The organism is Stutzerimonas kunmingensis (assembly GCF_900114065.1).
GTDB classification, from domain to species: domain Bacteria; phylum Pseudomonadota; class Gammaproteobacteria; order Pseudomonadales; family Pseudomonadaceae; genus Stutzerimonas; species Stutzerimonas kunmingensis.
The window spans coordinates 208,263-233,494 of sequence record NZ_FORS01000002.1 but is presented as its reverse complement, the minus strand read 5'-3'; the positions used below and the strand labels follow the sequence as shown (position 1 = coordinate 233,494).

The window sequence follows — 25,232 nt, the reverse complement described above, 5'->3', positions numbered from 1 at the left end:
GTGAGAACCGCCGGAATCGGCGGCCCTGAAAGCAGAGCGAGAGGCTAGGCGCATTGCTTCGATTCTTCAACTGGACGGCCGAAATAGAACGCTCGAAGCCTGACCTAGCCTTTCATCACCTCGAGCACCCGGGCAGCGAGGACATCTATCGCGAAAGGCTTGGTCAGCACCTGCATGCCAGCGCCGAGCGAGCTGTTGCCCAACGCGGCGCTCTCGGCATAACCAGTGATGAACAGCGTCTTCAGACCGGGGCGCACCTGGCGACCGGCATCGGCCATCTGCCGGCCGTTCATCCCACCGGGCAAGCCGACATCGGTGATCAGCAGGTCGATGCTCACATCCGACTGCAGCAGCTTCAGCCCGGCCACGCTGTCCGACGCTTCGATCAGTGTGTAGCCGAGATCGCCCAGCACATCCATCAGCAGCAGGCGCACAGTCGGCTCGTCGTCGACGATCAGAATCGTGCCGCAGGCGCCAGCGAGTGCGGTCGCTGAGTTGGTCTGTGCGGACGTGCCGGCCCCGGCATTGCCGTGGTAGCGCGGCAGGTAGATGCACATCGAGGTTCCGCGACCGACCTCGGAATCGATGCGCACCTGCCCGCCGGACTGTTTGGCGAATCCGTAGATCATCGAAAGCCCCAGCCCGGTGCCTTCGCCAATCGGTTTGGTGGTGAAGAACGGGTCGAACGCTTTTGCAATCACGCTGGGCGTCATGCCGGTCCCTGTGTCGGTGACGGACAGCGACAGATACTCGCCGGCGGGTAGGTCATAGGCCTGCGCCATCTCGGGACCGAGCACGCGGTTGGCGGTCTCGATGGTGATCCGACCGCCGTCGGGCATCGCGTCGCGCGAGTTGATGCAGAGATTGAGGATCGCGTTCTCCAGCTGACTGGCATCGACCGACGCCGGCCAGAGGTCGGGCGCACTGATGGTTTCGAGGAGGATGCTCGGCCCCACCGTGCGCTGGATCAGCTCGGTCATACCCTCCATCAGCATGTTGACGTCAACCGGCCGCGGGTCGAGAGTCTGCCGGCGGGAAAAGGCGAGCAGCCGATGGGTCAGCGCCGCGGCACGCCTGGCGGCGCCCTGCGCAGCCGCCATGTACTTGTCGATATCGTCCAGCCGCCCCTGGGAAATCCGCAGATTCATCAATTCCAGCGCGCCGCTGATACCGGCCAGCAGGTTGTTGAAGTCATGGGCAAGACCGCCAGTCAGCTGGCCGACCGCTTCCATCTTCTGCGACTGACGCAACTTCTCCTCGGCCTGGATCAGCTCTGCCGTCCGCTCGGCCACGCGCTGCTCCAGCGTGTCGTTGAGTGCGCGCAGCGCAGCGGTGGCGCGATCCCGCTCCGCCTCGATGGAGCGCCGGTCCTCGACGTCGATCAAGACGCCGGGAAAGCTCAAGGGCGTGCCGTCCTCGGCATGATCGACGCGCCCGTTGGCCTCAAGCCAGTAGAACCTTCCATCAGCGCGGCGCACACGGTACTGGTGCGCATAGGCACCACCGCGGGCGATGACTTCTTCGATCGCTGCAATCAGTCCGTCCCGGTCCTCAGGGTGCACCGTTGCGATGATCTGCTCGAGGCTAAGCCCGTCACGAGCAAGGGTGGGATCGAGGCCGAAGGCGCTTGCAAACCCCTCATCCACGGTGAAGCGGTCGGTTGGCAGATGCCAGTTCCAGGTACCGATGATCGCGCCCGCCTCGAGCGCCAACTGGACGCGCTGAACATTCTCCCGCGCAAGAGCTTCGCTGATGCGCAGGCGTTCTTCGGCGTTTCTGCGTTCGGTTACGTCGTTGAAGAGGATGGCGATTCGCCGCTCGGCGGGATCGCCGACGCGTACGGCGCGAACGTCGAACCAGCGTTCGAACGCCTCGGCATAATTCTCGAAGTTGGTAGGCTCACCGGTCTTGGCGACGTGGCCGTAAATTTCGAACCAGAATTGCTCGAGATCCGGCGCGAACTCGGTGACCCATTTACCGCGCAGGTCTACGCCGGCCTGGCGCTCGAACGCAGGATTGGCCTCGAGGAAGCAGTAATCCACGGGATTGTCGTCGGCGTCGAACTTGACCTGAACGATGGCGAATGCCGCCTCGATGGTCTCCAGAATGGTGCTGAAGCGTTCCTCACTCTGGCGCAAGGCCGCCTCGGCAGCGCGCATGCGCGTCAGGTCGAGCATCGCGCCAATCATCCGCACGGCCTGGCCGTGAACGTCACGAATCACATGACCGCGGTCGAGGATATCCGCGTAGGAGCCATCCAGACGGCGAAAGCGATACTCGTCGGTCCAGGTCGTCCCGCTGCCATCGATGACCGCATGGATCGACCGGTGAATACGTGCACGGTCATCCGGATGGATATGCGCCAGCCACCAGTCACCGGAGCTGTCGACGTTTGCCAGCGGATGGCCGTACGCCTGCTCCAGCGCGTCATTCCACAACACGTGATTGTTGAGCAGATCCCAGTCCCAGACCGCATCGTTGGTCGCCTTCGCGGCCAGCCGATAGCGCACCTGGGTATCTTCCATGGCGAGGCCCGCAAGATGCTCGCTGGTGCGGTCACGCAGGATTTTCATGAAGCCGAGGTGTGCACCGTTTTCGTCATGGATCGGCGAGAGTTCGCCCGCTGCCCAGAACTGCTGACCGTCCTTGCGCAGGTGCCAGCGCTCGTCCAGAGCGCGGCCCTCACGTAGCGCGCTCTGCATCTCTTCGCCGAGCCAGTCGCAGGCCCGATCGGCTGGCGTGAAGAAGCGCTCGGCGCTTTGCCCGCGCATCTCGTCTGCGGTCCAGCCCATCACCTGCTCGGCGCCGGCGTTCCAGTCGGTGATGATGCCAGCGGTGTCGGTCAGGATGATGGCGAAGTCGATCGCGCTCTCGAATATCGCGCGTTGTCGTGCCTCGCTGCCAGCCAGTGCCAGAAGGCTGGCATGCAGCGTTTCGGGGAGATGTTTGGAGGCACCCAACTGTGCGGGTGTCGGGCGCTGACGATGCTGCTCGCGGGCGGGCTGACTATCACGGTGAACTTGAGATAGGGCCGGATCCGGATCGATTCCAGCCCGGTCCAGAACCGTGCGCAGGCGCGCCACCTCAGCCACCAGCTCCTCTCGGGTCAGATTTTCCAGAGCTATTTCCACTATGCATCGTGATGAATGGGCGGGCGGTAATCCCGCAGCGTGCTGCAGGTCATAAAAGCAGAAACCGCCAGGCTTTGCACTTGCAGCTGCCCAGGCGGTTGCACGAAATCAAGCGGCCTGGCTCGCCGAACTGTGGCGCCCCAGGTGCATCATTTCCGCCAGGACCCTGCTCTGCCCAGATGGGCACCGCACGCGCGGCGGTCGCCGTCGAGCACTGAATCGATTTGATACAAAGCGGTCCAAAATGGGGCTCTATTACGGATTGCCTTGCAGCTATGCTCGCGCACCCGCCAGACGCGGGATCGTCGTCACTCACGCTAGAGATCCATATGGAATCGCTTATCCAGCTCTTCTCCGAACCCACCACCTGGGTTGCCCTGGCAACCTTGATCGCCATGGAGGTGGTTCTCGGCATCGACAACCTGATCTTCATTTCGATTCTGACGAACAAGCTTCCGGAACATCAGCGTGAGCGCGCGAGGCGCATCGGCATCAGCCTGGCGCTGGTCCTGAGACTAGGCCTGCTCGGCACGGTGGCCTGGATCGTTCAGCTCACCGAGCCGGTCATCGAACTGTTCGGCAATGCGTTTTCCTGGAAGGACATGATTCTGATCGCCGGCGGCCTGTTCCTGCTCTGGAAGGCCACCAAGGAGATTCACCACAGTGTCGACCCGACACCCGGCGGCGACATGTTCGAAGGCAAGCAGCTCGACAATGCCGTCACGATGGGCTTCAGCGCCGCGATTGCGCAGATATTGCTGCTCGACCTGGTGTTCTCGGTGGACAGCATCATCACTGCGGTGGGTATGACCGATCATGTTGCGATCATGGTCATTGCCGTGGTCGTCGCGGTAACCGTGATGCTCCTGGCGGCGAACCCGTTGGCCAAATTCATCAACGAGAACCCGACCGTCGTGATGCTCGCGCTCGGCTTCCTGTTGATGATCGGCATGACCCTCATCGCCGAGGGCTTCGGTGCCCACGTACCAAAGGGCTACGTGTATGCCGCCATGGCATTCTCCGCCGGAGTCGAGATGCTGAACATGATGGCCCGGCGCGCACGGCAGAAGCAGCTCGGTCTCGCTCAACAGCAATCGAAATAAACTGACGGTGGGCCTGCATCAGCGAACAGGAGTCACGCTGGAGCAGGCCCGCCGCGCCGAAGCTCTCATAGCCATGCTGGCATAGAGATCGGCTCGGTCTCGCACCGCCCCACACCGCGGTTTAGCCGCTTGCGGCTGGCATCGACTACAGCTGCCGAGCTCGCCGCCCCTCATCGCCAGCATTCTCAGCCCGACAAAAACCGCCTGAACTTTCGCCAGGGAAGACTGTCAGTCAGCTGATGCACCCTACGGAGCGCCTGCGTTTTAGTGCCGTTTGCACGTCGGCCCCCGGCCCGTGGCTGCCACCGACTCAGGCCACGTTCAGCGTGCTTCTCGCTGCGTCCGAGCCTGCGTCTCGCGCGCCAGACAAGCCGACCTCACTACCCTCACGCTTGGGTCCTATTCTTCCAATAACGCGAATTTTTCATGTCCATATCTCTTCATCTTTTTGCCTTGCTCTCCCGGTTCAGCTTTTCCCAGCCGCGCCAAGTCATCGGCGCCAGTCTGTTCGGCGCCCTGCTCATTGCAGGGCCTGTGGACGCCCAGGAATCGTCCGATAACGCGCGCTGGGTCAGCGACAGCCTGAACACCTATGTACGCAGCGGCCCCACGGATGGCTATCGCATCGTCGGCACGCTTACCTCGGGGCAGAAGGTCGAGCTGATCAGCACCCAGGGCGACTACAGTCAGGTCCGCTCGGAGTCCGGCAGCAACGTCTGGATACCCAGCAAGGAACTGCAGGACGTTCCCGGCCAGGCCGAGCGCCTGCCGCAGCTTGAACAGCAAGTCGCCGAACTGAGCGAGGAACTCAAGACCATCGACGATAGTTGGAAGGTGCGCGTGCAAGGCATGCAGGAAACCCTGGACTCGCGCAAAGCTCTGATCGACGAACTCGACGCCCGCCGCATCGCCCTCGAGGCGGAGCTGACCGAAGCACAGTCCGAACTGCGTACGACCCAGGCGCGGCTCGGCGACGAAAACAAGCAGGTGCTCATGCAGTACATGGTCTATGGCGGCAGCATCGCCGGTGCTGGGCTGCTAGTGGGCCTGATCCTGCCAATGCTCACCCGCGGCCGTAAGCGTAACGATCGCTGGTTCTGACGATAAGCGGCCCGGCCGAAAGGCGCACGGTCGCCGACTCGCTCAGGTGCTGATGGACATTCGCGGCTGATTGGTACCCGGTGGCCAGTAGCTGTGTCTCCGTTCTCGCAAGGCGGGTCCGTCAAGCAGAGCGCAGATATGAATCACGCCCCATTCCGGCGCTCCATGCGCCGGACTTTATAAGCATGCCGAGGCGCCCCACCGCCTCCGCTTCAAGGCTCGTGCTTGAGCCGCTCCGTTCGTCAAACCGCCATCGCTTAAGCCGTGCGGGCGAACTATGCTTGCCGTAGAGCACTGCTAGGAAGCCAGGCACACATGGGCGCAGTATGGCGGTCCGACAATACATCCCAGGATGGGCGTAACAAGCGCGCCCCTTCCCCCAAATCATCCCGCACATCAGCTAAAGGCCGTCGCAAGACGGCACGCCGATTGGCGCTGCTCGTCGGCATTTCGCTGCTGGCAGGCGGTGGCTATCTCGGCTGGCAGGAGCTGGACAGCGCCCGGTGGCAATCGCACTGGTTAAGCCGCTATGCGGCCGATCTGGATTACGCGGTCAAACCCGGGCCGAGCCCACGCATTCAGTTCCCCGAGGACGGTCCGTTCGACCGCCGCCTGGGCTACGTCGATCTGCCGCGCTTCATTCAACAGCTGTCACAGCGCAACTTCAGAATCGAGGAGCAGGCACGCTTCTCGCGGGCACTGCTGGATTACACCCACCGCGGATTCTTTCCGCCCTACCCCGAGGATTCCCAGGCCGGGTTGACCATCAATGACTGCCGCGGTGTGCCGATCTACACCAACAGCTATCCACGCCAGTATTACGAGCGCTTCGAGGACATCCCACCGCTGGTGGTGATGAGCCTGTTGTTCATCGAGGACCGTGGCCTGCTGGACGCCAGCCGTCCCCACGCCAACCCGGCGGTTGACTGGCCGCGCTTCACCAAGGCAGCGATCAGCCAGCTGGAGAAGCGCCTTGGCCTCAGCGGCCAGGCCGCCGGCGGCAGTACCCTGGCCACCCAGGTCGAGAAGTATCGGCATTCGCCCGAAGGCCGCACCGGCGATCCGCAGGAAAAGATCCGGCAGATGATCTCCGCCAGCGTGCGTACCTATCGCGAGGGCCCGCAAACCCTGGCCACCCGTCAGCGCATCGTGCGCGACTACCTCAACAGCGTGCCGCTCTCCGCGGCGCCCGGACACGGTGAAGTGCATGGCATCGCCGATGGCTTGCGGCTGTGGTTCGGCGCCGACTTCCGTGAAGTCAATCGCCTGCTCGATCCACGCAGCGCCGACGAGGTCGATGCGCAGGCGCGCGGTCTGGCGCTGCGTCAGGTGCTGTCGCTGCTGATCGCACAGCGGCGTCCGTCGTACTACCTGGGTGCCGGTCGCGAGGAAATGGCAACGCTGACCGACAGTCACATCCGCCTGCTGGCCAACGGCGGCATCATCGATGCCGGCCTGCGCGACGCAGCGCTGGGCCAGCGCGTCCTCGGACAAAGCCCGAGTCGCGACTCGGCGATCCGGCAGGTGGAAGCCACCAAGGGCATCACCGTCGCGCGCATGCGTCTGGCCGGGCTGCTCGGCTTGCCGCTGTACGACCTGGATCGCCTGGACCTCACCGCCAGCACGCCGCTGCAGGGTGATCTGCAGGCACAGATCAGCGAATACCTGGTGCGCCTGGCCGATCCCGCTTTCGCTGAAACGGTCGGGCTGTTTGGTGATCGCATGCTGTCCCCGGAGAAGACCGCCGCCGTGCGTTACAGCTTCACGCTGTTCGAGCGCGGCGAGGAAGGCTTCCAGGTGCGGGTGCAGACCGACAACACCAACCAGCCGTTCGACATCAACGAGGGCAGCAAGCTGGAGCTGGGTTCAACCGCCAAGCTGCGCGTGCTGACCACCTATCTTGAGGTTATCGCCGAGCTGCACCAGCGTTACTCGGACCTCACGCCGGGCGAGCTGCGCAAGATCGACACCAAGGCCAATCTCAGCCGCTGGGCCATCGATTACCTGGCCACGCACAGCGACCGCAGCCTGGAGCGCATGCTCGACGCCGCGCTGGATCGGCGCTACTCGGCCAGCCCCGCCGAACGCTTCTTCACCGGCGCCGGCATGCACCGCTTCGGCAACTTCCGCCGTGAAGACGACGGGCGCATCCCCACCGTGCGCGAATCGCTGCGCGAATCGATCAATCTACCCTTCGTACGGCTGATGCGTGATCTGGTGAGTTACAGCACCTACGAAACCATCAACAGTGCCGAGCTGCTGGGTGACGACAAGGACCCGCGCCGCCAGGAATACCTGACCCGCTTCGCCGATCGCGAGGGCTCGGTGTTCCTGCAACGTTTCTGGAAGAAGTACCGCAACAAGAGCGCCGAGCAGCGCATCGAGACCTTCCTGCAGGGCATGCGGCCGACACCCGTGCGCCTGGCGGCCGTGCATCGCTACCTGATGCCGGATGCCGAGCGGCCGGTCTTCGACAGTTTTCTCAAGCAGCATCTGCCGGACTCCGATCTCAACGACAAGAAGCTGGATGCGCTCTACACCCGCTATGGCCCGGGCGCCTACAGCCTGCCCGATCAGGCCTACATCGCCCGCACGCACCCGCTGGACCTCTGGCTGCTGGGCTACCTGATCGCCCACCCGCAGGCGACGCTCTCCGAAGTGGTTGCCGACAGCCGCGCGCAGCGCCAGGAAGTCTACGGCTGGCTGTTCCGCAGCCGGCACAAGAGCGCGCGCGACAGCCGGATTCGCATCATGCTGGAGGTCGAGGCCTTCACCGACATTCATCGCCGCTGGCAGCGGCTGGGCTATCCGTTCGACAACCTGGTGCCGTCACTGGCGACCGCGCTGGGTAGTTCCGGTGATCGACCGGCCGCGCTGGCCGAGCTGATGGGCATCATCCTCAACGATGGTGTCCGCCTGTCCAGCGTTCGGATCGACAACCTGCACTTCGCTCAGGGCACGCCCTATGAAACCCGCATGGGCCTGGTCGCCGGGACCGGCAAGAGGGTGATGCCGGTCGAAGTGGCCCGCGCGCTGCAGGATGCGCTGGCCAATGTCGTCGAAGGCGGTACTGCGCGGCGTTTGCAAGGCAGTTTCGTGCAGCAGGACGGCAGCGCTTTGCGAATGGGCGGCAAGACCGGCACCGGTGACAATCGCATCCAGAGCGTCGGCGCTGGCGGCCGGCTAATCAGCTCGCTGGCGCTGAACCGCACCGCTACCTTCGTCTTCTATCTCGGGCCCAATCACTTCGGCACGCTGACGGCCTATGTACCGGGACGCGCCGCCGACAGCTTCCGCTTTACCTCGGCGCTGCCCGTGCAGACACTCAAGGGCATGGCGCCCATCCTGCAACCCTACCTGCAAGGCCAGAACACGCTGTGCCGACCGGAAAACCTGCCGGCACTGACCAGCGGCATGCTTTCGGCCGAAAAGTGATCCCCAAACGCCCGCATCGGTGCCCTTCCCGGCGCCGATTTCGGCGCACGCACCGGCAAAAACTGGACGTAATCCGAATTCGTTTGCGACGCTTCGCCTGATTGCCTGTCGAATACCCGGTCCTGGAACCAATCTGGAGTGCACACCTGATTGCCGAACTGATCGGCCATAACGGGAAACGTCATGATCGAAGGGATACTGCTGCTCACCACGGGACTCTTTGTGCTCGTCACACTACTGCCGCTGTGGCGGCATCGCGCCTGGTGGGTGCGCGTATGGGAGTTTCCGCGCCTACAGCTCGGCGCGCTGCTGGTCGCCCTGCTCGTCGCTCAAGGCATGCTGCTCGACTACAGCCAGCCGTGGCATTACCTGATCTCTGCCCTGGCCGGCGCCTGTCTGGCCTACCAGCTCGCATGGGTCGTGCCCTACACACGCCCCTGGCGCAACGAGGTGCGCCGGGCGGAGGCAGATGCCGCAGGGCCGCGCATCCGGGTGATGTCATCCAATGTGCTGGGGCCGAACCGACAGTCCGATCGGCTGCTGGCGCTGGTTCGCGAGTACCGCCCGGACGTTCTGGTGACGCTCGAATCGGACCAGTGGTGGGAAACGCAGCTCGGGCAACTCGCCGAGCAATACCCGCACAGCATCCGCTGCCCGCTGGACAACCTCTACGGCATGCATGTCTTTTCATGTCTGCCGCTGGAAGAGCCGGAGCTGTGCTTTCTGGTGGAGGACGACGTGCCCTCCATGCACGCTCGGGTGCCTGTCAGCGACGAGCTCACGGTGCGCATGCACTTCCTCCATCCCGCACCGCCCAGTCCAACCGAGAACGAGGAATCCACCGAGCGCGACGCCGAGCTGTTGGTGGTCGCCAGGAGCATCCAGAACAGCAATGACCCGATCATCGTCAGCGGCGATCTCAATGATGTCGCCTGGTCGCCCACCACGCGCCTGTTCCGCAAGATCAGCGGGCTGCTCGATCCGCGTGTGGGCCGCGGCATGTACAACACCTTCCATGCCCATCACTGGTTTCTGCGCTGGCCGCTGGATCACTTCTTTCACAGCGCGCATTTCCGCTTCATCCGCATGCTGCGGCTGCCTGATATCGGCTCCGACCATTTCCCGGTGTTCATCGAGTTGCAGTACGACCCCAAGCACACTGAAGAACAACATGGCCTCGAAGCCGACCGCGAGGACGAACAGCAGGCCGAGGAAACCATCGACGAGGAGCCGGTCACCCCGGGCGAGGTGCCGCAGCCTGCGGCCGGCCCGCGACGCTGAGCCGCCGTCCATCAGCCGCGGCGGTCGGCCTATGCTGGAAAACACCGTGCGCCCAGTTCAGACGAGAGAGCCCGCATGACGCCTGCATCCGAACGCCCCTCCATCACCCCGGAAACCCTGCGCCAGCTCGCCTTTGACCAGTCCATCCGCTGGACCAGCCAGAACGATGACCTGTGGCAACTGATCGACAACGATCTGTGGCAGCTCACGCGCAATCCCAGCCTGGTGCTCAGCACGGTGCCGCTGCAGAAGCTGGAAGCACTGCTGCAGCGCGCTGAATGCCATCGTCTGGTGGAGGGCATCGTCGAAGCTCAGCAGGCACGCCTGGAGCGGGCGACCTGGTTCGCCAGTCAAAGTCACGGTGACCAGAGTTACAGCGAACAACTCGCGCGAGTCGCCTATTTCTCCATGGAGTACATGCTCAGCGAGGCGCTGCCGATCTACTCCGGCGGGCTCGGCAATGTCGCCGGCGACCAGCTCAAGGCCGCCAACGACCTCGGCGTGCCGATAACCGCAGTAGGCATGCTCTGGCAGCACGGCTATTTTCGCCAGAGCATCGGCCCGGATGGTCGCCAGCAGGCACTCTACCCGGTCAATGACACCCGGCAGATGCCCATCGAACCGCTGCTCGACGCCAGCGGAACAGCATTGCGTTTCGCGATCCAGCTGCCCGGCGTGCAGATCTGGCTGCGCGGCTGGCAGGCCAGGGTCGGCCGCCACCGCCTGCTCCTGCTGGACACCAACGACCCTGCCAACCCGCCCATCGCGAGACTGATCACCAGCGAACTCTACGGCGGCGACAACGAAATGCGTCTGCGCCAAGAGCTGGTGCTGGGCATCGGCGGCTGGCGGTTGCTCGAAGCCGCCGGCCTGCAGGCCGACGTGCTTCACCTGAACGACGGCCACGCCGCATTCGCCGTCCTGGAGCGCGCCCGCAGCTACATGGCCAGGGAGCGCGTGTCCTTCGAAGTGGCGCTCCACGCAACCCGCGCGGGCAATCTGTTCACGACCCATACGCCCGTCGAAGCCGGTTTCGACCGCTTCCCGCCGGAGCTGCTGAGCAAATACCTGGAGCGCTATGCCGAGTACGAACTGGGCATCCCGCTGCAGGCGCTGCTGGCCATGGGTCGCAAACATGTGCACGACCTACACGAGCCATTCAACATGGCCTACCTGGCAACGCGCGGGGCCGGGGCGGTCAACGCCGTCAGCCAGCTGCATGGCCGCACCAGCCGCTACATCTTCCGCGAGCTTTATCCGCGATGGCCGCTCGAGTCGGTGCCGGTCGGTCATGTCACCAATGGCATCCACCTGCCGACCTGGGTATCGCCGGACGCCGAAGCCCACTGGTATGAGCTGCATGGCGATGAAATCCCCTGGCGCGGCACCGACCAGGCTTCCGTGGACGACCTGCTGGCGCAGGTCGATGACCGCTGGCTGTGGCAGATCCGCCAGCATGCCCGTGGCGAACTGCTCAGTTTCGTACGCAGTCACCTGGCCCGCAGCCTCGCGGTGCACGGCGCCTCGCCTGCGGAGATCGAATTCGCCGGCTCGCGCCTGCACCCGCAACGGCTGACGCTGGGCTTTGCCCGGCGCTTCGCCGCCTACAAGCGCCCCAACCTACTGCTGCAGGACCCGGAGCGACTGGCGCGCCTCCTCACCCATCGCGATTACCCGGTGCAGCTGCTGGTTGCCGGCAAGGCGCACCCCGCCGATCGCGCCGGCCAGGCGCTGCTCAGCGAATGGCAGCAGTTCGCCGCGCGCCCCGATATTACCGGCCACGTGGTATTTCTCGAGGACTATGACATGCGTATCGCCCGGCACATGGTGCAGGGCGTGGATGTCTGGCTGAATACCCCGCGTCGCCCGTGGGAAGCCAGTGGCACCAGCGGCATGAAGGTCCTGGCCAACGGTGGGCTGAATCTTTCGCAGCTCGACGGCTGGTGGGCCGAAGCCTATGCCGCCGACCTCGGCTGGGCGGTCGGCGACGGCCTGGAGCACGAACCCGAACACGATGCCGCGGACGCCGAACAGCTGTATCGGCTACTCGAAGAGCACGTTGTGCCCAGCTTCTACCAGCGCGACCAGCAGAACATCCCCACCGCCTGGGTGAAACGCATGCGCCGCAGCATGAGTGCTCTGGTGGAGCGCTTTTCCGCCGACCGAACGGTGCGTGAGTACACCGAGCGCTATTACCTGCCGCTGTCCAGTAACTACCGACAGCGCTGCGCGGATGGCTCTGCGTTGGCCACCGAGATGTCGCGCCGAATCACCAACCTGCGCAGCTACTGGCACGAATTGTCCTTCGAGCAGCTTGAGTGGCGGAGCGAGGGCAACATCCACAACATAGAGGCGCGCCTGCACCTCGGCCGAATCGAACCGGAGCAGATTGCCGTGCAGCTGTTCGCCGAATCGCAGGGAGACGAGCCGGCTACCGTTCAACCATTGAAACTCCAGCACCGCGACGGCACCTACGCCACCTTCCGAGCGGAGCTGAGCACCCAACGACCTGCAGCCGACTACACGGCACGGGTCGTCCCCAGCCCCGACCTGGGCCTGGCGGTGCCGCTGGAGCTGCCGCTCATTCTCTGGCAGCGATGAACAGCCGGAACGCTGCCCGCACGCCGCAGTCATCTATAAACCACCCGCATAGAGGATGCCGCGTCATGATCAAGCAAATGTTCGACAAAACCGCCCCACAGAACGTCCACGGCTGGGAGCGCGCCGCGTCGCTGGCGGGCGGCCTGGTGATGATGGGCAAGGGGCTACGCCGTGGCGGATTGATCGGGATCGCCGAGCTGGCCATGGGCGGCATGGCGCTGGCTCGTGGTATCAGCGGTCGTTGCGAGGCCAAGCGCATGCTCGCGGAGATGGAAAGCAAGCCGGCGCTGCCGAGCCAGCGCTACAGCCATATGCCAATGGATTCCGAAGTGCACAGTTCGGACTTCACCGATACCAGCGTACAAATGCCGGACTCCACCCCCATGGGCAACGAAAGCCGCACCACGCCGCGCGTCTGATCGACCGGGCAGCGCCTCGATGATGCGCTGCTCGCTAACCGCCTCTACAAGCGGCAAAAGTGCAAACCTCACGGCGCTCTAGCGGCGCCGTGGCTGCAATGCGGTCAATCATCGATAACTACTGGCCCAACAATCGGTCCTGATTCTGCTGCGCCATTTCCTTCAGGTAATCCCAGGTCGTGCGCATGCGCGCCAAGTCCTTGAACTCGATCGGCATCAGCATCCAGAAGGTGCGGGTAAAGCTGACCTCCTCCGGCAGCAGCAGTCGCAGCCGTGGATCGGCGTCGGCGGAAAACGCCGGCAGGATCGCAATCCCCGCCCCCATCGCCACTGCTTCCTGCTGCGCCAGCAGGCTGGTGCTGCGCAAACCGATGGAGCGAGCGTCGGCGATGCCATCGAGAAACAGCAGCTCCTTGCTGAACAGCAGGTCATCCACGTAGCTGACGAAGCGGTGCGCGGCCAGGTCATCGCGGTTGCGGATCGGCGGGTGTTCGTCGAGATACGCCGGCGACGCATACAGCCGCAGCACGTAGTCGGTGAGCCGGGTGATGATGAACGGTCCACGCTCCGGGCGTTCCAGGGTAATGACGATGTCCGCCTCGTGGCGCGACAGGCGCACCGCCCGCGGCAACGCCAGCAGGTCGATGTTCAGGTGCGGATAGCGCCGGCTGAGTCCGGTGAGTTGGCCGGCAAGCATCACCGTGCCGTAACCCTCGGTGGCGCCGATGCGTACCTGCCCCGAAAGGCCATCACCCATGCTCGGCAACGAATGCTCGATGGCCACGCTGGCGCTTTCCATCGCTTCCACTCGCGGCAGCAGATTGCGCCCGGCTTCGGTGAGCTTGTAACCACCCGGCTCGCGCAGGAAGAGCTGCAGGCCCATGCTTTTTTCCAGCGCCTGCAAACGACGGGACACGGTGGTGTGGTCGACAGCAAGCCGGCGCGCCGCGGTCGTCAGCCGCCCCGCTCGGGCGACCTCGAGGAAATAGCGCAGATTGTCCCAGTCCATGGTTGAAGCCTCCATTAGCTCCTGTGCATTTATGCAGAACGACTCTGCAGTAGATCGCATTGTAATGTGGTTTTTTGCATTGCTACATTCGATGCACCTGGTCGCAGCCGTCCGCGAGCCATAACAACAACAGTGCCTTCTCAGGCGGAGAGCCTTATGACAACGTCCAGCTCCATTCCTACCGTCAAATTGCTGATCGACGGTGAATTTATCGAATCGACCAGCCAGGACTGGCGCGATGTCGTCAACCCGGCGACCCAGGAAGTCCTGGCGCGCGTGCCTTTTGCGACTGCCGAGGAAATCGACCGTGCCGTCGCCAGCGGCCAGAAAGCCTTCAAGACCTGGCGCAAGACACCGATCGGCGCGCGGGCGCGCATCTTCCTCAAGTACCAGCAGCTGATCCGCGAAAACATGAAGGAGCTGGCGGCGATCCTCACCGCCGAACAGGGCAAGACCCTGGCCGATGCCGAAGGCGATGTGTTCCGCGGCCTGGAAGTGGTCGAGCACGCTGCTGGCATCGGCAACTTGCAGCTCGGCGAGCTGGCCAACAACGTCGCCGCGGGCGTCGATACCTATACCCTGCTGCAGCCGCTGGGCGTCTGCGCCGGCATCACCCCGTTCAACTTCCCGGCCATGATCCCGCTGTGGATGTTCCCGATGGCCATCGCCACCGGTAACACCTTTGTCCTCAAGCCGTCCGAGCAGGACCCGATGGTCACCATGCGCCTGTGCGAACTGGCGCTGGAAGCCGGCGTGCCACCGGGCGTGCTCAACGTGGTGCACGGCGGGCCGGACGTGGTGAACGCGATCTGCGACCACCCGGATATCAAGGCGGTGTCCTTCGTTGGCTCGACCAGGGTCGGCACACATGTCTACAACCGCGCCAGCCAGGCCGGCAAGCGCGTGCAGTGCATGATGGGCGCGAAGAACCACGCCATCGTGCTGCCCGATGCGCACAAGGAACAGACCCTCAACAACCTCGCCGGTGCCGCTTTCGGTGCGGCCGGCCAGCGCTGCATGGCGCTGTCGGTGGTGGTGCTGGTGGGTGAAGCGCAGGCCTGGATTCCCGATCTGGTAGCCAAGGCGCAGACGCTCAAGGTCAACGCCGGTGTCGAGGCCGGCACCGATGTCGGCCCGCTGGTTTCCTGCGCGGCGCTGGATCGCGTCAGCGGACTGATCGAACGCGGCGTACGCGAAGGCGCCAAGCTGGAGCTGGACGGCCGCAACCCGAGCGTCAGCGGCTACGAAAAGGGCAACTTCGTCGGCCCGACGATCTTCTCCGGCGTTACCCGCGAGATGAGCATCTATCAGGAAGAAATCTTCGGCCCGGTCCTCTGCGTCATGGCGGCAGCGACCATGGACGAAGCCATCGCGCTGATCAACGCCAACCCGAACGGCAACGGCACCGCCATCTTCACCCGCTCTGGCGCGGCCGCGCGGCACTTCCAGGAAGAGATCGACGTGGGTCAGGTCGGCATCAACGTACCGATCCCGGTGCCGGTGCCGATGTTCTCCTTCACCGGTTCGCGCGCTTCCAAGCTCGGCGACCTCGGCCCCTACGGCAAGCAGGTAGTGCAGTTCTACACCCAGACCAAGACCATCACCGAGCGCTGGTTCGATGAAAACGAGGTCGGCGGCCCGGTCAACACCACCATCAACCTGAAGTGACATCACCCACCGGGCCGGCGGACGCGCCGGCCCTCAAGGACGCTGAAATGACATTCGAAACCCTGCTCGTAGAAATCAAAGAACGCGTTGCTCTGATCACCCTGAACCGGCCGCAGGCGCTCAATGCGCTCAATGCCCAGCTGATCAGCGAACTGAACCAGGCCCTGGGCCAGCTCGAGGCCGATCCGCAGATCGGCTGCATCGTGCTCACCGGCTCGGCCAAGGCCTTCGCCGCCGGCGCCGACATCAAGGAAATGGCCGAGCTGTCCTACCCGCAGATCTATCTTGATGATTTCTTCGCCGAAGCCGACCGCATTGCCACGCGCCGCAAGCCGCTGATTGCCGCCGTCGCCGGTTACGCCCTGGGTGGTGGCTGCGAGCTGGCATTGCTTTGCGACATGATCTTCGCCGCCGACAACGCGCGTTTCGGCCAGCCGGAAGTCAACCTCGGCGTGCTGCCGGGTATTGGCGGCACCCAGCGCCTGACCCGCGCAGTGGGCAAGGCCAAGGCGATGGACATGTGCCTGACCGGTCGCCAGATGGACGCCGCCGAAGCCGAGCGCGCCGGCCTCGTCGCCCGTGTGTTCCCGGCCGAAAGCCTGCTGGAGGAAACCCTCAAGGCCGCCCGGGTGATCGCCGAGAAATCCCTGCCCGCCACCATGATGATCAAGGAAAGCGTCAACCGCGCCTTCGAGACCACGCTGGCAGAAGGCATCCGCTTCGAGCGTCGAGTGTTCCATGCGGTGTTCGCGACCGCCGACCAGAAGGAAGGCATGGCCGCGTTCAGCGAGAAGCGCAAGCCTGAGTTCACCAATCGCTGAGCCGCATCTGGCCATAACAACAAGAGGAAACACGCCATGCATATCGGATTTATCGGCCTGGGCAACATGGGCGCACCCATGGCCCACAACCTGCTCAAGGCAGGCCACCAGCTCAGCGTCTTCGACCTCAACGCCGCGGCCGTGGAGAATCTGGTCGGCGCTGGTGCGCTGCCGGTCGACTCCCCGACCGCAATCGCCCAGGGCAATGCCGAGCTGATCATCACCATGCTGCCGGCCGCCGCCCATGTGAAGAGCGTGTATCTGGGCGAGAACGGCTTGATCGCCCACAGCCGTCCGGGTGTGATGCTGATCGACTGTTCCACCATCGACCCGCACAGCGCGCGCGAAGTGGCCAAGGCTGCCGCCGAGCATGGCAACCCGATGCTCGATGCACCGGTTTCCGGCGGCACCGGCGGCGCCGCGGCCGGCACCCTGACCTTCATGGTAGGTGGCAGCGATGCGGACTTCGATCGCGCACAGCCGATTCTCGCGGCCATGGGCAAGAACATCGTGCACTGCGGTGCAGCCGGCAACGGCCAGGTGGCCAAGGTCGCCAACAACATGCTGCTGGGCATCTCCATGATCGGCGTCGCCGAAGCCATGGCGCTGGGCGTCGCGCTGGGCATGGATGCCAAGACCCTGGCCGGCGTAATCAACACCTCCAGTGGCCGCTGCTGGAGCTCGGATACCTACAACCCCTTCCCCGGCGTGCTGGACAACGTTCCGTCCTCACGCGGCTACAGCGGCGGCTTCGGCAGCGATTTGATGCTCAAGGACCTCGGCCTGGCCACCGAGGCCGCCGAGCAGGTGCGCCAGCCGGTAATCCTCGGCGCCCTGGCCCAGCAGCTCTACCAGAGCTTCAGCGCCCAGGGCCATGGCGGCCTGGACTTCTCGGCGATCATCAACCAGTACCGCAAGGACACCTGACCATGAGTGCAACCGAACGCCCCGTGCTGGCCGCCGTACGCAACCACGTCGGTCACCTCACCCTCAACCGCCCGGCCGGGCTGAATGCGGTGACCCTGGAAATGGTCCGTCTGCTGCAACAGCAGCTCAGCGCCTGGGCGGCCGATCCGCAGATCCATGCCGTGGTGCTGCGCGCCAATGGCGAGAAGGCGTTCTGTGCCGGCGGCGACATCCGTTCGCTGTACGACAGCTTCCAGCGCGGCGACACCGAGCACGAAACCTTTTTCGAAGAGGAATACGCCCTCGACCAGTACATCCACGCCTACCCAAAGCCGCTGCTGGCGCTGATGGACGGTTTCGTCCTTGGCGGCGGCATGGGCCTGGTCCAGGGCGCGTCGCTGCGCGTGGTCACCGAGCGTGTGCGCATGGGTATGCCGGAAGTCGGCATCGGCTATTTCCCGGATGTCGGCGGCAGCTATTTCCTCTCACGCCTGCGGGGTGAGCTTGGCACCTACATGGGCGTCACCGGCCTGCAGATCCGCGCCGCTGATGCTTTGCACGTTGGCCTGGCGGACTGGTGCGTCAGCCACGACCAGATTGCCGAGCTGGATCGCTGCCTGGACCGCATGAGCTGGTCGGTCCATCCGCAGGAAGCGTTGCGCACCCTGGTGGCGACGCTGGGCAGCAACAAACTGCCGGGTTCCGAGCTGAAGGCCCTGCATCAGGCCATCGACGAGCATTTCGGCAAAAGCAACGTGGCGGCGATTCGCGCATCGCTGGCCGCCGAGTCGCGTCCGGAGTTTGCCGACTGGGCCGAGGAAACGCTCAAGGTGCTCGACAGCCGCTCGCCCCTGGCCATGTGCGTCACGCTGGAGATGCTGCGGCGCGGCCGCGAGCTGCCGATCGCCGACTGCTTCGCCCTGGAGTTGCATCTGGATCGTCAGTGGTTCGCCAAGGGCGACATCATGGAAGGCGTGCGTGCGCTGATCATCGACAAGGACAAGTCACCGCGCTGGAACCCGCCGGCGCTGGCAGAGGTCACGCCGGAGCGCGTGCAGGCGTTCTTCGACGGCTTCAAGGCCACAACCGGCAAGGCACGCCGCAGCGCCACGGCCTGAACCTCTTTTGCAGCACAACAACAAGAAGAGACCGCGCAATGCATGACCTCGAACTCAGCGAAGACCAACGCATGATCCGCGACATGGCGCGCGACTTCGCCCGCCGCGAGATCGCACCCCATGCACAGGCCTGGGAAAAGGCCGGCTGGATCGACGACGCCCTGGTCGCCCAGATGGGTGAGCTTGGCCTGCTCGGCATGGTCGTCCCGGAAGAATGGGGCGGCAGCTACATCGACTACGTCGCCTACGCCCTGGCCGTGGAGGAAATCTCCGCCGGCGATGGCGCCACCGGCGCGCTGATGAGCATCCACAACTCGGTGGGTTGCGGCCCGGTGCTGAACTACGGCTCGCAGGCGCAGAAGGACGAGTGGCTGGCGGAACTGGCCAGCGGTCGCGCCATCGGCTGCTTCGCCCTCACCGAACCGCAGGCCGGCTCCGAGGCGCACAACCTGCGCACCCGCGCAGAGCTGGTGGACGGCCAGTGGGTACTCAACGGTAGCAAGCAGTTCTGCAGCAATGCCAAGCGGGCGAAGTTGGCCATCGTTTTCGCGGTGACCGATCCGGACCTCGGCAAGAAGGGACTTTCCGCCTTTCTGGTGCCCACCGACACGCGCGGCTTCGCGGTGGAGCGCAGCGAACACAAGATGGGTATCCGCGCCTCGGACACCTGCGCGGTCTCGCTCAGCGACTGCCGAATCCCGCAGGCGAACCTGCTTGGCGAGCGCGGCAAGGGCCTGGCCATCGCATTGTCGAATCTCGAAGGCGGCCGTATCGGCATCGGCGCGCAAGCCCTGGGTATCGCCCGTGCCGCCTTCGAAGCCGCCCTGCTCTATGCCCGCGAGCGCGTACAGTTCGGCAAGCCGGTCGCCGAGCACCAGAGCATCGCCAACATGCTCGCCGACATGCAGACCCAGCTGAATGCGGCGCGTCTGCTGATTCTGCATGCCGCGCGGCTGAAGAGCGCCGGCCTGCCCTGCCTGTCCGAAGCCTCGCAGGCCAAGCTGTTTGCCTCGGAAATGGCGGAGAAGGTCTGTTCGCAGGCCGTGCAGATTCACGGCGGCTACGGCTATCTCGAGGATTATCCGGTCGAGCGCTACTACCGCGACGCACGGATCACGCAAATCTACGAGGGCTCGAGCGAAATCCAGCGCCTGCTGATCGCGCGGGAGCTGGCGAACTACCCGCTGTAAGCGCCACTGCGTGCTGGACGAATGCCGTGCTGCAATGTGACAGCTCGGCATTCGTCACAAGGGCGCCGTAACTCGCACGGCAAAGCCAGCCTGGCTGTATCGAAGCCCACTCAATTACACAATCAATGCCCACAACGCCTGACAGCGCGGCCGCTGCCTTGCGGCCCAAATAAAAAGGGGAGCCGCTAGGCTCCCCTTCAGGTCGTGTTGCTTTGTTCTTCTTCTGCTGACGGGCTTGTTGTTTTTGTTGGCAGCCCGGTCGGACATCGTCCGAGTAGCAGTCCCATAAGGGACATAAAGAACAAACGGATTATTTTGGTCGCTGATGTTGCCACTACCCTCGCGGGCTCAACCGGTTCTGGAGCTGCCTCAAGGCAGTTTTATTGTTCTCGGTCCGGTCGACAGGAAACCTGTCGGGCAATTCCTCTCCAAAAGAATCAGTTTGCTACGTCTCCCACCTGCTTGTTTTTATTGTGTCGGAGTCGCTACGTGTTGTTCTTGTTATGGGGTGTGCTTTCTTGTTCTTGTTATGCCAATAACACAGCATTCGTCGTGCCAGTTTCGATAACTCCATATTTTTCAATAGGTTACGATTTAGGCATGCAGAGAGAGCACAGAATCCGCGCCTGATTCGTTACCGCCCACCTCAGTGACCGTTACGCTGTACGAAAGGAGTAACACCTTTGGGTAACCGCCTCTGTGCGCAGCGACGTGCAAGGGCGCGATAGTGATATGAAAGGGTCTGCCAGCCGATTCGCGGCTGCATAACGCAGGACACCCCGGCAGTGGTTCACTGTCAGGGTGTCTATCGCTCGATGGGCATAAAAAGGTTCTTCGGCTGGTTAGCGCCTGTGTCGTATCAGGCGTCTGCTGTCTGCACAGCAGTTTCCTTGCGTCTCGCTAGGTAATCGCAGGCCATGATGGCGAGCAAAGGGACGACACCTACACTGAGGGCAGCGTGCCAGGATCCGACGAGGGCCACGAACAGCATCCCCACGACAACGATCGCAGCGACGCAGTGGGCCAGGAAACGGCACAGTTCAAGTGCAACTACTTGTTGTTCGGCATCATTAATCATGACGTTGTACTCCCCGTTTTTGTTGTAATAAGCAGCCTCCGTTTTCATAGTAGTCAGCTGGTGCCAACTCGCAAACCAAAACCGACGTGCGGCACGTCTAGGCCGCGCTTTACGGGCGCTGCACACTACTTTGGTCGACCCCGAATGATTACTTTGAACAGTGTTGCGATATAAGCGTTATATATTCAGGAATCATTTTCCTGACTGCTTGCCCAATAATGGACGCGCTTTTTTTCGCAGCATGAAAATCGTCGACTTCGATACTCGCGCGCAAGCCTGCGTGCGTCGTAACAGTGCTTACCGTCAGCTGCGCAGCTCAGTCCCACCCCTCCTCCGCACCGCAACGTAACGTCCGCCTCGCCTTGCCTGGCGTGCGGGAAAAACGCGGAGCCGGTGCTGCCTGCAACACGCCCTCAACGTCCTGGTAAACGCCACGCTGGCGCAGATGCGGGTGCTGCGCCGCTTCTTCCAGTTCAAGCACCGGCGCGAAGCAGGCGTCGCTGCCCTCGAGCAAGGCGCACCACTCGGCTCGCGTGCGGGTCGCGAACAGCCGCTCCAGCAGCTCGCTCTGCACAGGCCATTCGCCTGGATCGGCACAGCCCGCCCAGAGCGCTTCCGGTGCGTCTATTCGCTCCAGCAGCTCGTGCCAGAACTGCGACTCCAGCGGCCCGATTGCAATCTCGCGACCATCGGCGCAGCGATAGCAACGGTAGTTCGGCGCAGCGCCTGCCAGCGGATTGCGTTCGCGTTGCATGTCGATCCGCCCGCTCGGCAGCAGGCCGGCGAAGAAAGTCATCAACGACGACACGCCATCGACGATCGCCGCATCGATCACCTGCCCCTGCCCCGAACGTTCGCGCTCCCACAGCGCGGCGAGGATGCCGACGGCGAGAAAGAGCGAGCCGCCGCCGAAATCACCGACCAGGTTCAACGGCGGAATCGCCGTCCCGCTCTCGCCGCGGATTGCCGCCAGCGCGCCGGTCAAGGCGATGTAGTTTATGTCGTGCCCGGCAGCCCTGGCCAACGGCCCAGTCTGCCCCCAACCGGTCATGCGTCCGTAGATCAGCCGCGGATTGCGCGCCAGCAGTTCGTCCGGGCCCAGCCCCAGCCGTTCCATCACCCCGGGGCGGAAGCCTTCGATCAGCACGTCGGCGTCCACGGCCAGCGTCAGACAGCGCTCTCGCCCAGCCACACTGCGGATGTCGAGGGTCAGCGTCTTGCGCCCGCGATCGACCACCGGGTTCGGCCAGCCATTGCCGCCTTCGCGCTCGATGCGCAGCACCTCGGCGCCCATGTCGGCCAGCAGCATGGCGCAATGCGGGCCGGGGCCGATGCCGGCGAACTCCAGCACGCGCAGGCCGCACAGCGGTCCGCTACGGGTGTCGTCGTGTTCGTTCATGGGTCGATCTCCTCGATGCACACGCACGCAGACGCGCCCCGCACCGAAGCACGGAGCGCGTATGGGTAACAGGCGTTACTGGTTCGCGGCGCTGGGCTGGTTCTCGACCAGATGGTTACGATAGCGCTCGCGCAGCACCTTCTTGTCGATCTTGCCGGTAGCAGTCAGCGGCACCGCGTCGAAGATCACCGCATCCGGCATCCACCACTTGACGATGTTCGGCTCCAGATGGGCGAGGATTTTCTCCACGGTGACCTCGGCATCGGCATGCGGCTCGATCACCAGTACCGGGCGCTCCTCCCATTTGGGGTGGAATACGCCGACCACCGCGGCCACCTTCACACCGGGACAGGCCGCCGCGACGTTCTCGATATCAATGGAGCTAACCCATTCGCCGCCGGACTTGATCACGTCCTTGCTGCGGTCGGTGATACGCATGAAGCCATCGGCGTCCAGCGTGGCGATGTCACCGGTGTCGAACCAGCCGTCTTCGTCCAGTGCGCTCACTTCGCTGCGGTAGTAGCGCTCCACCGTCCAGGGGCCGCGCACCTTGAGGCTGCCGGAGCTGACGCCGTCGCACGGCAGTTCGCGTCCCTCCTCGTCGACGATCTTCAGCTCGATGCCGAATTGCAGGCGCCCCTGACGCGTCCAGATGGTGTCATTGGTGGCCTGCTGACCACGTTCGGCCAGCTTGGGCGTTGGCGTTGCCACCACGCCCAGCGGGCTTGTCTCGGTCATCCCCCAGAGCTGGCAGACTGCGACGCCGTACTTGGTTTGGAAGGTTTCGGCCATCGCCCGCGGCACGGCGGAACCGCCGATCACCAGCCGCGCCAGGCTGCCGGAATCCTCACCGCTACGTCCCAGATGGGCGAGGTACATGGTCCAGATGGTCGGCACGCCGCCGGACAGGGTCACGCCTTCGGTCTTGATCAGTTCCTGCAGGCTCGCGCCGTCCATCTTGTCGCACGGCAGTACGAACTTGCAGCCATTGATTGCAGCCGCAAATGGGATGCCCCAGGCGGTGCCGTGATAGAGCGACGAGCACGGCATGATGCAATCGAAGGCGGACAGGCCGAACGCGCCGGACAACCCAGCGGCCATCGCATGCAGCACCACCGAACGGTGGCTGTAGAGCACGCCCTTGGGGTCGCCGGTGGTGCCGGAGGTGTAACAGAGCACCGCGCCGGCGTTCTCGTCGAACCGCGGCCAGTCCAGCGGCTGCTCGTTGGCGATCAGCTGCTCGTAGCCCAGGACATCCTGCAGACCGGAACTCGGCTGTGCGGCCAGTTCGATGAAATGGCGGATATTGCCCAGACGTGGCCGCAGCCGGGCGACGCACTCGGCAAAGCTGCTGTCGAACAGCAGCACCTTACTGCCGGCGTGGTTGATGGTGTAGACGATCTGTTCGTCCGACAATCGCGGGTTGGCCGTGTGCAGCACGGCGCCGATGCCGGGCACGGCGAAGAACAGCTCGTAGTGACGGTGAGTATTCCAGGCCAGCGACGACACGCAATCGCCGGGGCCGATGCCGAGCTTGCCCAGCATGCTGGCGGCCTGCGCCGAACGGGCGGCGAGCCCGGCATAGTCATAACGCCAGAGGGATTCGTCGACCAGCCGCGAGACGATCTCGCGATCACCGTGAGCACGGGCGGCGTGGGTGACGATGCTGCTGATCAACAGCGGGGCGTTCTGCATCAATCCTGGTTGCATGTTTCCTACCTCTATCTTGTTTTTATTGTGCAAGTGCCGGTCGAGGAAACGGCGTTCTACCGGCACCACTGAAATCATGTATCGATGCGCCGTAAGGCACGCAGGCGCAGCTGGTCTCGGTCAGGCCGGCCCTCCGAGGTTGCGCGCGATGACCAGGCGCTGGATGTCGCTGGTGCCTTCGTAGATCTGGCAGACCCGCACATCGCGGTAGATGCGCTCCACCGGGAAGTCGGCCAGATAGCCGTAGCCACCGAGCGTCTGGATTGCTGCCGAGCAGACCTTCTCCGCCATCTCCGATGCAAACAGCTTGGCCATCGAAGCCTCCACCAGTGCTGGCCGCCCGACCTCGCGCAACGCGGCGGCGTGATGCACCATCTGCCGCGCCACGGCAATCTGCATCGCCATGTCGGCCAGGCGGAACGCCACCGCCTGATGCTCGATGATCGGCTTGCCGAAGGTTTCCCGGTCCCGGGCGTAATCACGCGCCGCCTCGAACGCCGCGCGCGCCATGCCGACCGCCTGGGCGGCGATGCCGATGCGTCCGCCTTCGAGATTGGCCAGGGCAATGCGATAACCCTCACCCTCCTCGCCCAACCGGTTGGCCACCGGCACGCGCAGGTCCTCGAAGGCGATCTGGCAAGTATCCGACGCGTGCTGGCCGAGCTTGTCCTCCACCCGCACCACCTGATAACCCGGGCTGTCGGTCGGCACGATAAAGGCACTGATACCGCGCTTGCCGGCGTCCGGATCGGTCACCGCGAAGACGATCACCGTGCCGGCATGCTTACCGGAGGTGATGAACTGCTTGGCGCCGTTGAGCACGTAATGATCGCCGTCGCGACGGGCGCGGGTGCGCAGGCTGCTGGCGTCGGAGCCCGCTTGCGGCTCGGTCAGCGCAAAGGCGCCGATCTGCTCACCACGGGCCAACGGAGTAAGGAAGTCACTCTTCTGCTGGTCATTGCCGAAACGCAGGATGGGCACGCAGCCCACCGAGTTGTGCACGCTCATGATGGTCGAGCAGGCGCCGTCACCGGCGGCGATCTCTTCCAGCGCCATGGCATAGGCCAGATAGCCGGTGTCGCTGCCGCCCCACTGCTCCGGCACCAGCATGCCGAAGAAGCCGAGCGCGGCCATTTCGCCAATTGCTTCGGCGGGATAGCGATGCTCGCGACTCCACTGTTCGGCAAAAGGCTTCAGCCGCTCCTGGGCAAACTGGCGGGCCATCTCGGCGATCGCGTTTTGATCTTCATTGGGCAGCATGG

Annotated in this window: 17 protein-coding genes; 11 read left to right on the top strand and 6 right to left on the bottom strand. The window is 64.0% G+C overall.

All coding sequences use genetic code 11. The features are described from left to right. Nucleotides 1–104 precede the first annotated feature (104 nt). Nucleotides 105–3,131, bottom strand: a complete 3,027-nt coding sequence (locus BM275_RS05565; protein WP_090519790.1) for a PAS domain-containing hybrid sensor histidine kinase/response regulator — start codon at nucleotides 3,129–3,131, stop codon at nucleotides 105–107. A 329-nt stretch (nucleotides 3,132–3,460) separates the two neighbouring features. Here BM275_RS05565 and BM275_RS05560 point away from each other — a divergent pair, with 329 nt between their 5' ends. The 6 genes from BM275_RS05560 (at nucleotide 3,461) to BM275_RS05535 (ending at nucleotide 13,071) form a co-directional block, all read left to right on the top strand. Continuing rightward, the gene (locus BM275_RS05560; protein WP_014820417.1) at nucleotides 3,461–4,234 is read left to right on the top strand and encodes a TerC family protein; all 774 of its coding nucleotides are present in this window, start codon (nucleotides 3,461–3,463) and stop codon (nucleotides 4,232–4,234) included. Nucleotides 4,235–4,660: 426 nt separating this feature from the next. After that, on the top strand, nucleotides 4,661–5,335 hold the full coding sequence (locus BM275_RS05555) for a TIGR04211 family SH3 domain-containing protein (protein ID WP_014820418.1): 675 nt from the start codon (nucleotides 4,661–4,663) through the stop codon (nucleotides 5,333–5,335). Between the two features lie 315 nt (nucleotides 5,336–5,650). After that, complete coding sequence (locus BM275_RS05550) at nucleotides 5,651–8,770, top strand: transglycosylase domain-containing protein (protein WP_244153854.1); 3,120 nt, start codon at nucleotides 5,651–5,653, stop codon at nucleotides 8,768–8,770. Nucleotides 8,771–8,953: 183 nt separating this feature from the next. Beyond that, on the top strand, nucleotides 8,954–10,051 hold the full coding sequence (locus tag BM275_RS05545; protein WP_090519788.1) for an endonuclease/exonuclease/phosphatase family protein: 1,098 nt from the start codon (nucleotides 8,954–8,956) through the stop codon (nucleotides 10,049–10,051). Between the two features lie 75 nt (nucleotides 10,052–10,126). After that, the gene (glgP, locus tag BM275_RS05540; protein WP_090519787.1) at nucleotides 10,127–12,652 is read left to right on the top strand and encodes an alpha-glucan family phosphorylase; all 2,526 of its coding nucleotides are present in this window, start codon (nucleotides 10,127–10,129) and stop codon (nucleotides 12,650–12,652) included. A gap of 65 nt (nucleotides 12,653–12,717) precedes the next feature. Continuing rightward, on the top strand, nucleotides 12,718–13,071 hold the full coding sequence (locus BM275_RS05535) for a YgaP family membrane protein (RefSeq protein ID WP_003300491.1): 354 nt from the start codon (nucleotides 12,718–12,720) through the stop codon (nucleotides 13,069–13,071). A gap of 118 nt (nucleotides 13,072–13,189) precedes the next feature. On the opposite strand, the gene BM275_RS05530 is transcribed toward BM275_RS05535, so the two are convergent. After that, complete coding sequence (locus BM275_RS05530; protein ID WP_090519786.1) at nucleotides 13,190–14,080, bottom strand: LysR family transcriptional regulator; 891 nt, start codon at nucleotides 14,078–14,080, stop codon at nucleotides 13,190–13,192. Between the two features lie 156 nt (nucleotides 14,081–14,236). On the opposite strand from BM275_RS05530, the gene BM275_RS05525 reads away from it, so the two are divergent. The 5 genes from BM275_RS05525 to BM275_RS05505 are packed head-to-tail and all read left to right on the top strand — an operon-like array spanning nucleotide 14,237 to nucleotide 19,783. Further along, nucleotides 14,237–15,748, top strand: a complete 1,512-nt coding sequence (locus BM275_RS05525; RefSeq protein ID WP_090519785.1) for a CoA-acylating methylmalonate-semialdehyde dehydrogenase — start codon at nucleotides 14,237–14,239, stop codon at nucleotides 15,746–15,748. Nucleotides 15,749–15,795: 47 nt separating this feature from the next. Next, the gene (locus tag BM275_RS05520; protein WP_090519784.1) at nucleotides 15,796–16,569 is read left to right on the top strand and encodes an enoyl-CoA hydratase; all 774 of its coding nucleotides are present in this window, start codon (nucleotides 15,796–15,798) and stop codon (nucleotides 16,567–16,569) included. 36 nt (nucleotides 16,570–16,605) lie between these two features. Further along, nucleotides 16,606–17,496, top strand: coding sequence for a 3-hydroxyisobutyrate dehydrogenase (gene mmsB / locus BM275_RS05515; RefSeq protein WP_090519783.1), 891 nt, complete (start codon nucleotides 16,606–16,608; stop codon nucleotides 17,494–17,496). Nucleotides 17,497–17,498: 2 nt separating this feature from the next. Beyond that, entirely contained in the window at nucleotides 17,499–18,593 is a 1,095-nt protein-coding gene (locus BM275_RS05510) for an enoyl-CoA hydratase/isomerase family protein (RefSeq protein ID WP_090519782.1), read from the top strand. Between the two features lie 38 nt (nucleotides 18,594–18,631). Further along, on the top strand, nucleotides 18,632–19,783 hold the full coding sequence (locus BM275_RS05505; protein WP_090519781.1) for an acyl-CoA dehydrogenase family protein: 1,152 nt from the start codon (nucleotides 18,632–18,634) through the stop codon (nucleotides 19,781–19,783). An 859-nt stretch (nucleotides 19,784–20,642) separates the two neighbouring features. On the opposite strand, the gene BM275_RS05500 is transcribed toward BM275_RS05505, so the two are convergent. From BM275_RS05500 to BM275_RS05485, 4 genes are all read right to left on the bottom strand, one after another. Next, nucleotides 20,643–20,909 (bottom strand): hypothetical protein, encoded by a 267-nt coding sequence (locus tag BM275_RS05500; protein WP_014820432.1) that lies wholly within the window; start codon nucleotides 20,907–20,909, stop codon nucleotides 20,643–20,645. Between the two features lie 268 nt (nucleotides 20,910–21,177). Further along, a complete protein-coding gene (locus tag BM275_RS05495) occupies nucleotides 21,178–22,260 on the bottom strand; it encodes a CaiB/BaiF CoA transferase family protein (protein ID WP_090519780.1) in 1,083 nt (360 codons plus the stop codon). A 75-nt stretch (nucleotides 22,261–22,335) separates the two neighbouring features. Beyond that, nucleotides 22,336–23,955 (bottom strand): long-chain fatty acid--CoA ligase, encoded by a 1,620-nt coding sequence (locus tag BM275_RS05490; RefSeq protein ID WP_090519779.1) that lies wholly within the window; start codon nucleotides 23,953–23,955, stop codon nucleotides 22,336–22,338. Between the two features lie 135 nt (nucleotides 23,956–24,090). Next, complete coding sequence (locus BM275_RS05485) at nucleotides 24,091–25,230, bottom strand: acyl-CoA dehydrogenase (RefSeq protein ID WP_090519778.1); 1,140 nt, start codon at nucleotides 25,228–25,230, stop codon at nucleotides 24,091–24,093. Nucleotides 25,231–25,232: the final 2 nt, after the last annotated feature.

Coding starts and splice junctions, on each gene's coding strand:
- BM275_RS05560 (WP_014820417.1), top strand. CDS start 3,461: ATGGAATCGCTTATCCAGCTCTTCTCCGAACCCACCACCTGGGTTGCC.
- BM275_RS05555 (WP_014820418.1), top strand. CDS start 4,661: ATGTCCATATCTCTTCATCTTTTTGCCTTGCTCTCCCGGTTCAGCTTT.
- BM275_RS05550 (WP_244153854.1), top strand. CDS start 5,651: ATGGGCGCAGTATGGCGGTCCGACAATACATCCCAGGATGGGCGTAAC.
- BM275_RS05545 (WP_090519788.1), top strand. CDS start 8,954: ATGATCGAAGGGATACTGCTGCTCACCACGGGACTCTTTGTGCTCGTC.
- glgP (WP_090519787.1), top strand. CDS start 10,127: ATGACGCCTGCATCCGAACGCCCCTCCATCACCCCGGAAACCCTGCGC.
- BM275_RS05535 (WP_003300491.1), top strand. CDS start 12,718: ATGATCAAGCAAATGTTCGACAAAACCGCCCCACAGAACGTCCACGGC.
- BM275_RS05530 (WP_090519786.1), bottom strand. CDS start 14,080: ATGGACTGGGACAATCTGCGCTATTTCCTCGAGGTCGCCCGAGCGGGG.
- BM275_RS05525 (WP_090519785.1), top strand. CDS start 14,237: ATGACAACGTCCAGCTCCATTCCTACCGTCAAATTGCTGATCGACGGT.
- BM275_RS05520 (WP_090519784.1), top strand. CDS start 15,796: ATGACATTCGAAACCCTGCTCGTAGAAATCAAAGAACGCGTTGCTCTG.
- mmsB (WP_090519783.1), top strand. CDS start 16,606: ATGCATATCGGATTTATCGGCCTGGGCAACATGGGCGCACCCATGGCC.
- BM275_RS05510 (WP_090519782.1), top strand. CDS start 17,499: ATGAGTGCAACCGAACGCCCCGTGCTGGCCGCCGTACGCAACCACGTC.
- BM275_RS05505 (WP_090519781.1), top strand. CDS start 18,632: ATGCATGACCTCGAACTCAGCGAAGACCAACGCATGATCCGCGACATG.
- BM275_RS05500 (WP_014820432.1), bottom strand. CDS start 20,909: ATGAAAACGGAGGCTGCTTATTACAACAAAAACGGGGAGTACAACGTC.
- BM275_RS05495 (WP_090519780.1), bottom strand. CDS start 22,260: ATGAACGAACACGACGACACCCGTAGCGGACCGCTGTGCGGCCTGCGC.
- BM275_RS05490 (WP_090519779.1), bottom strand. CDS start 23,955: ATGCAGAACGCCCCGCTGTTGATCAGCAGCATCGTCACCCACGCCGCC.
- BM275_RS05485 (WP_090519778.1), bottom strand. CDS start 25,230: ATGCTGCCCAATGAAGATCAAAACGCGATCGCCGAGATGGCCCGCCAG.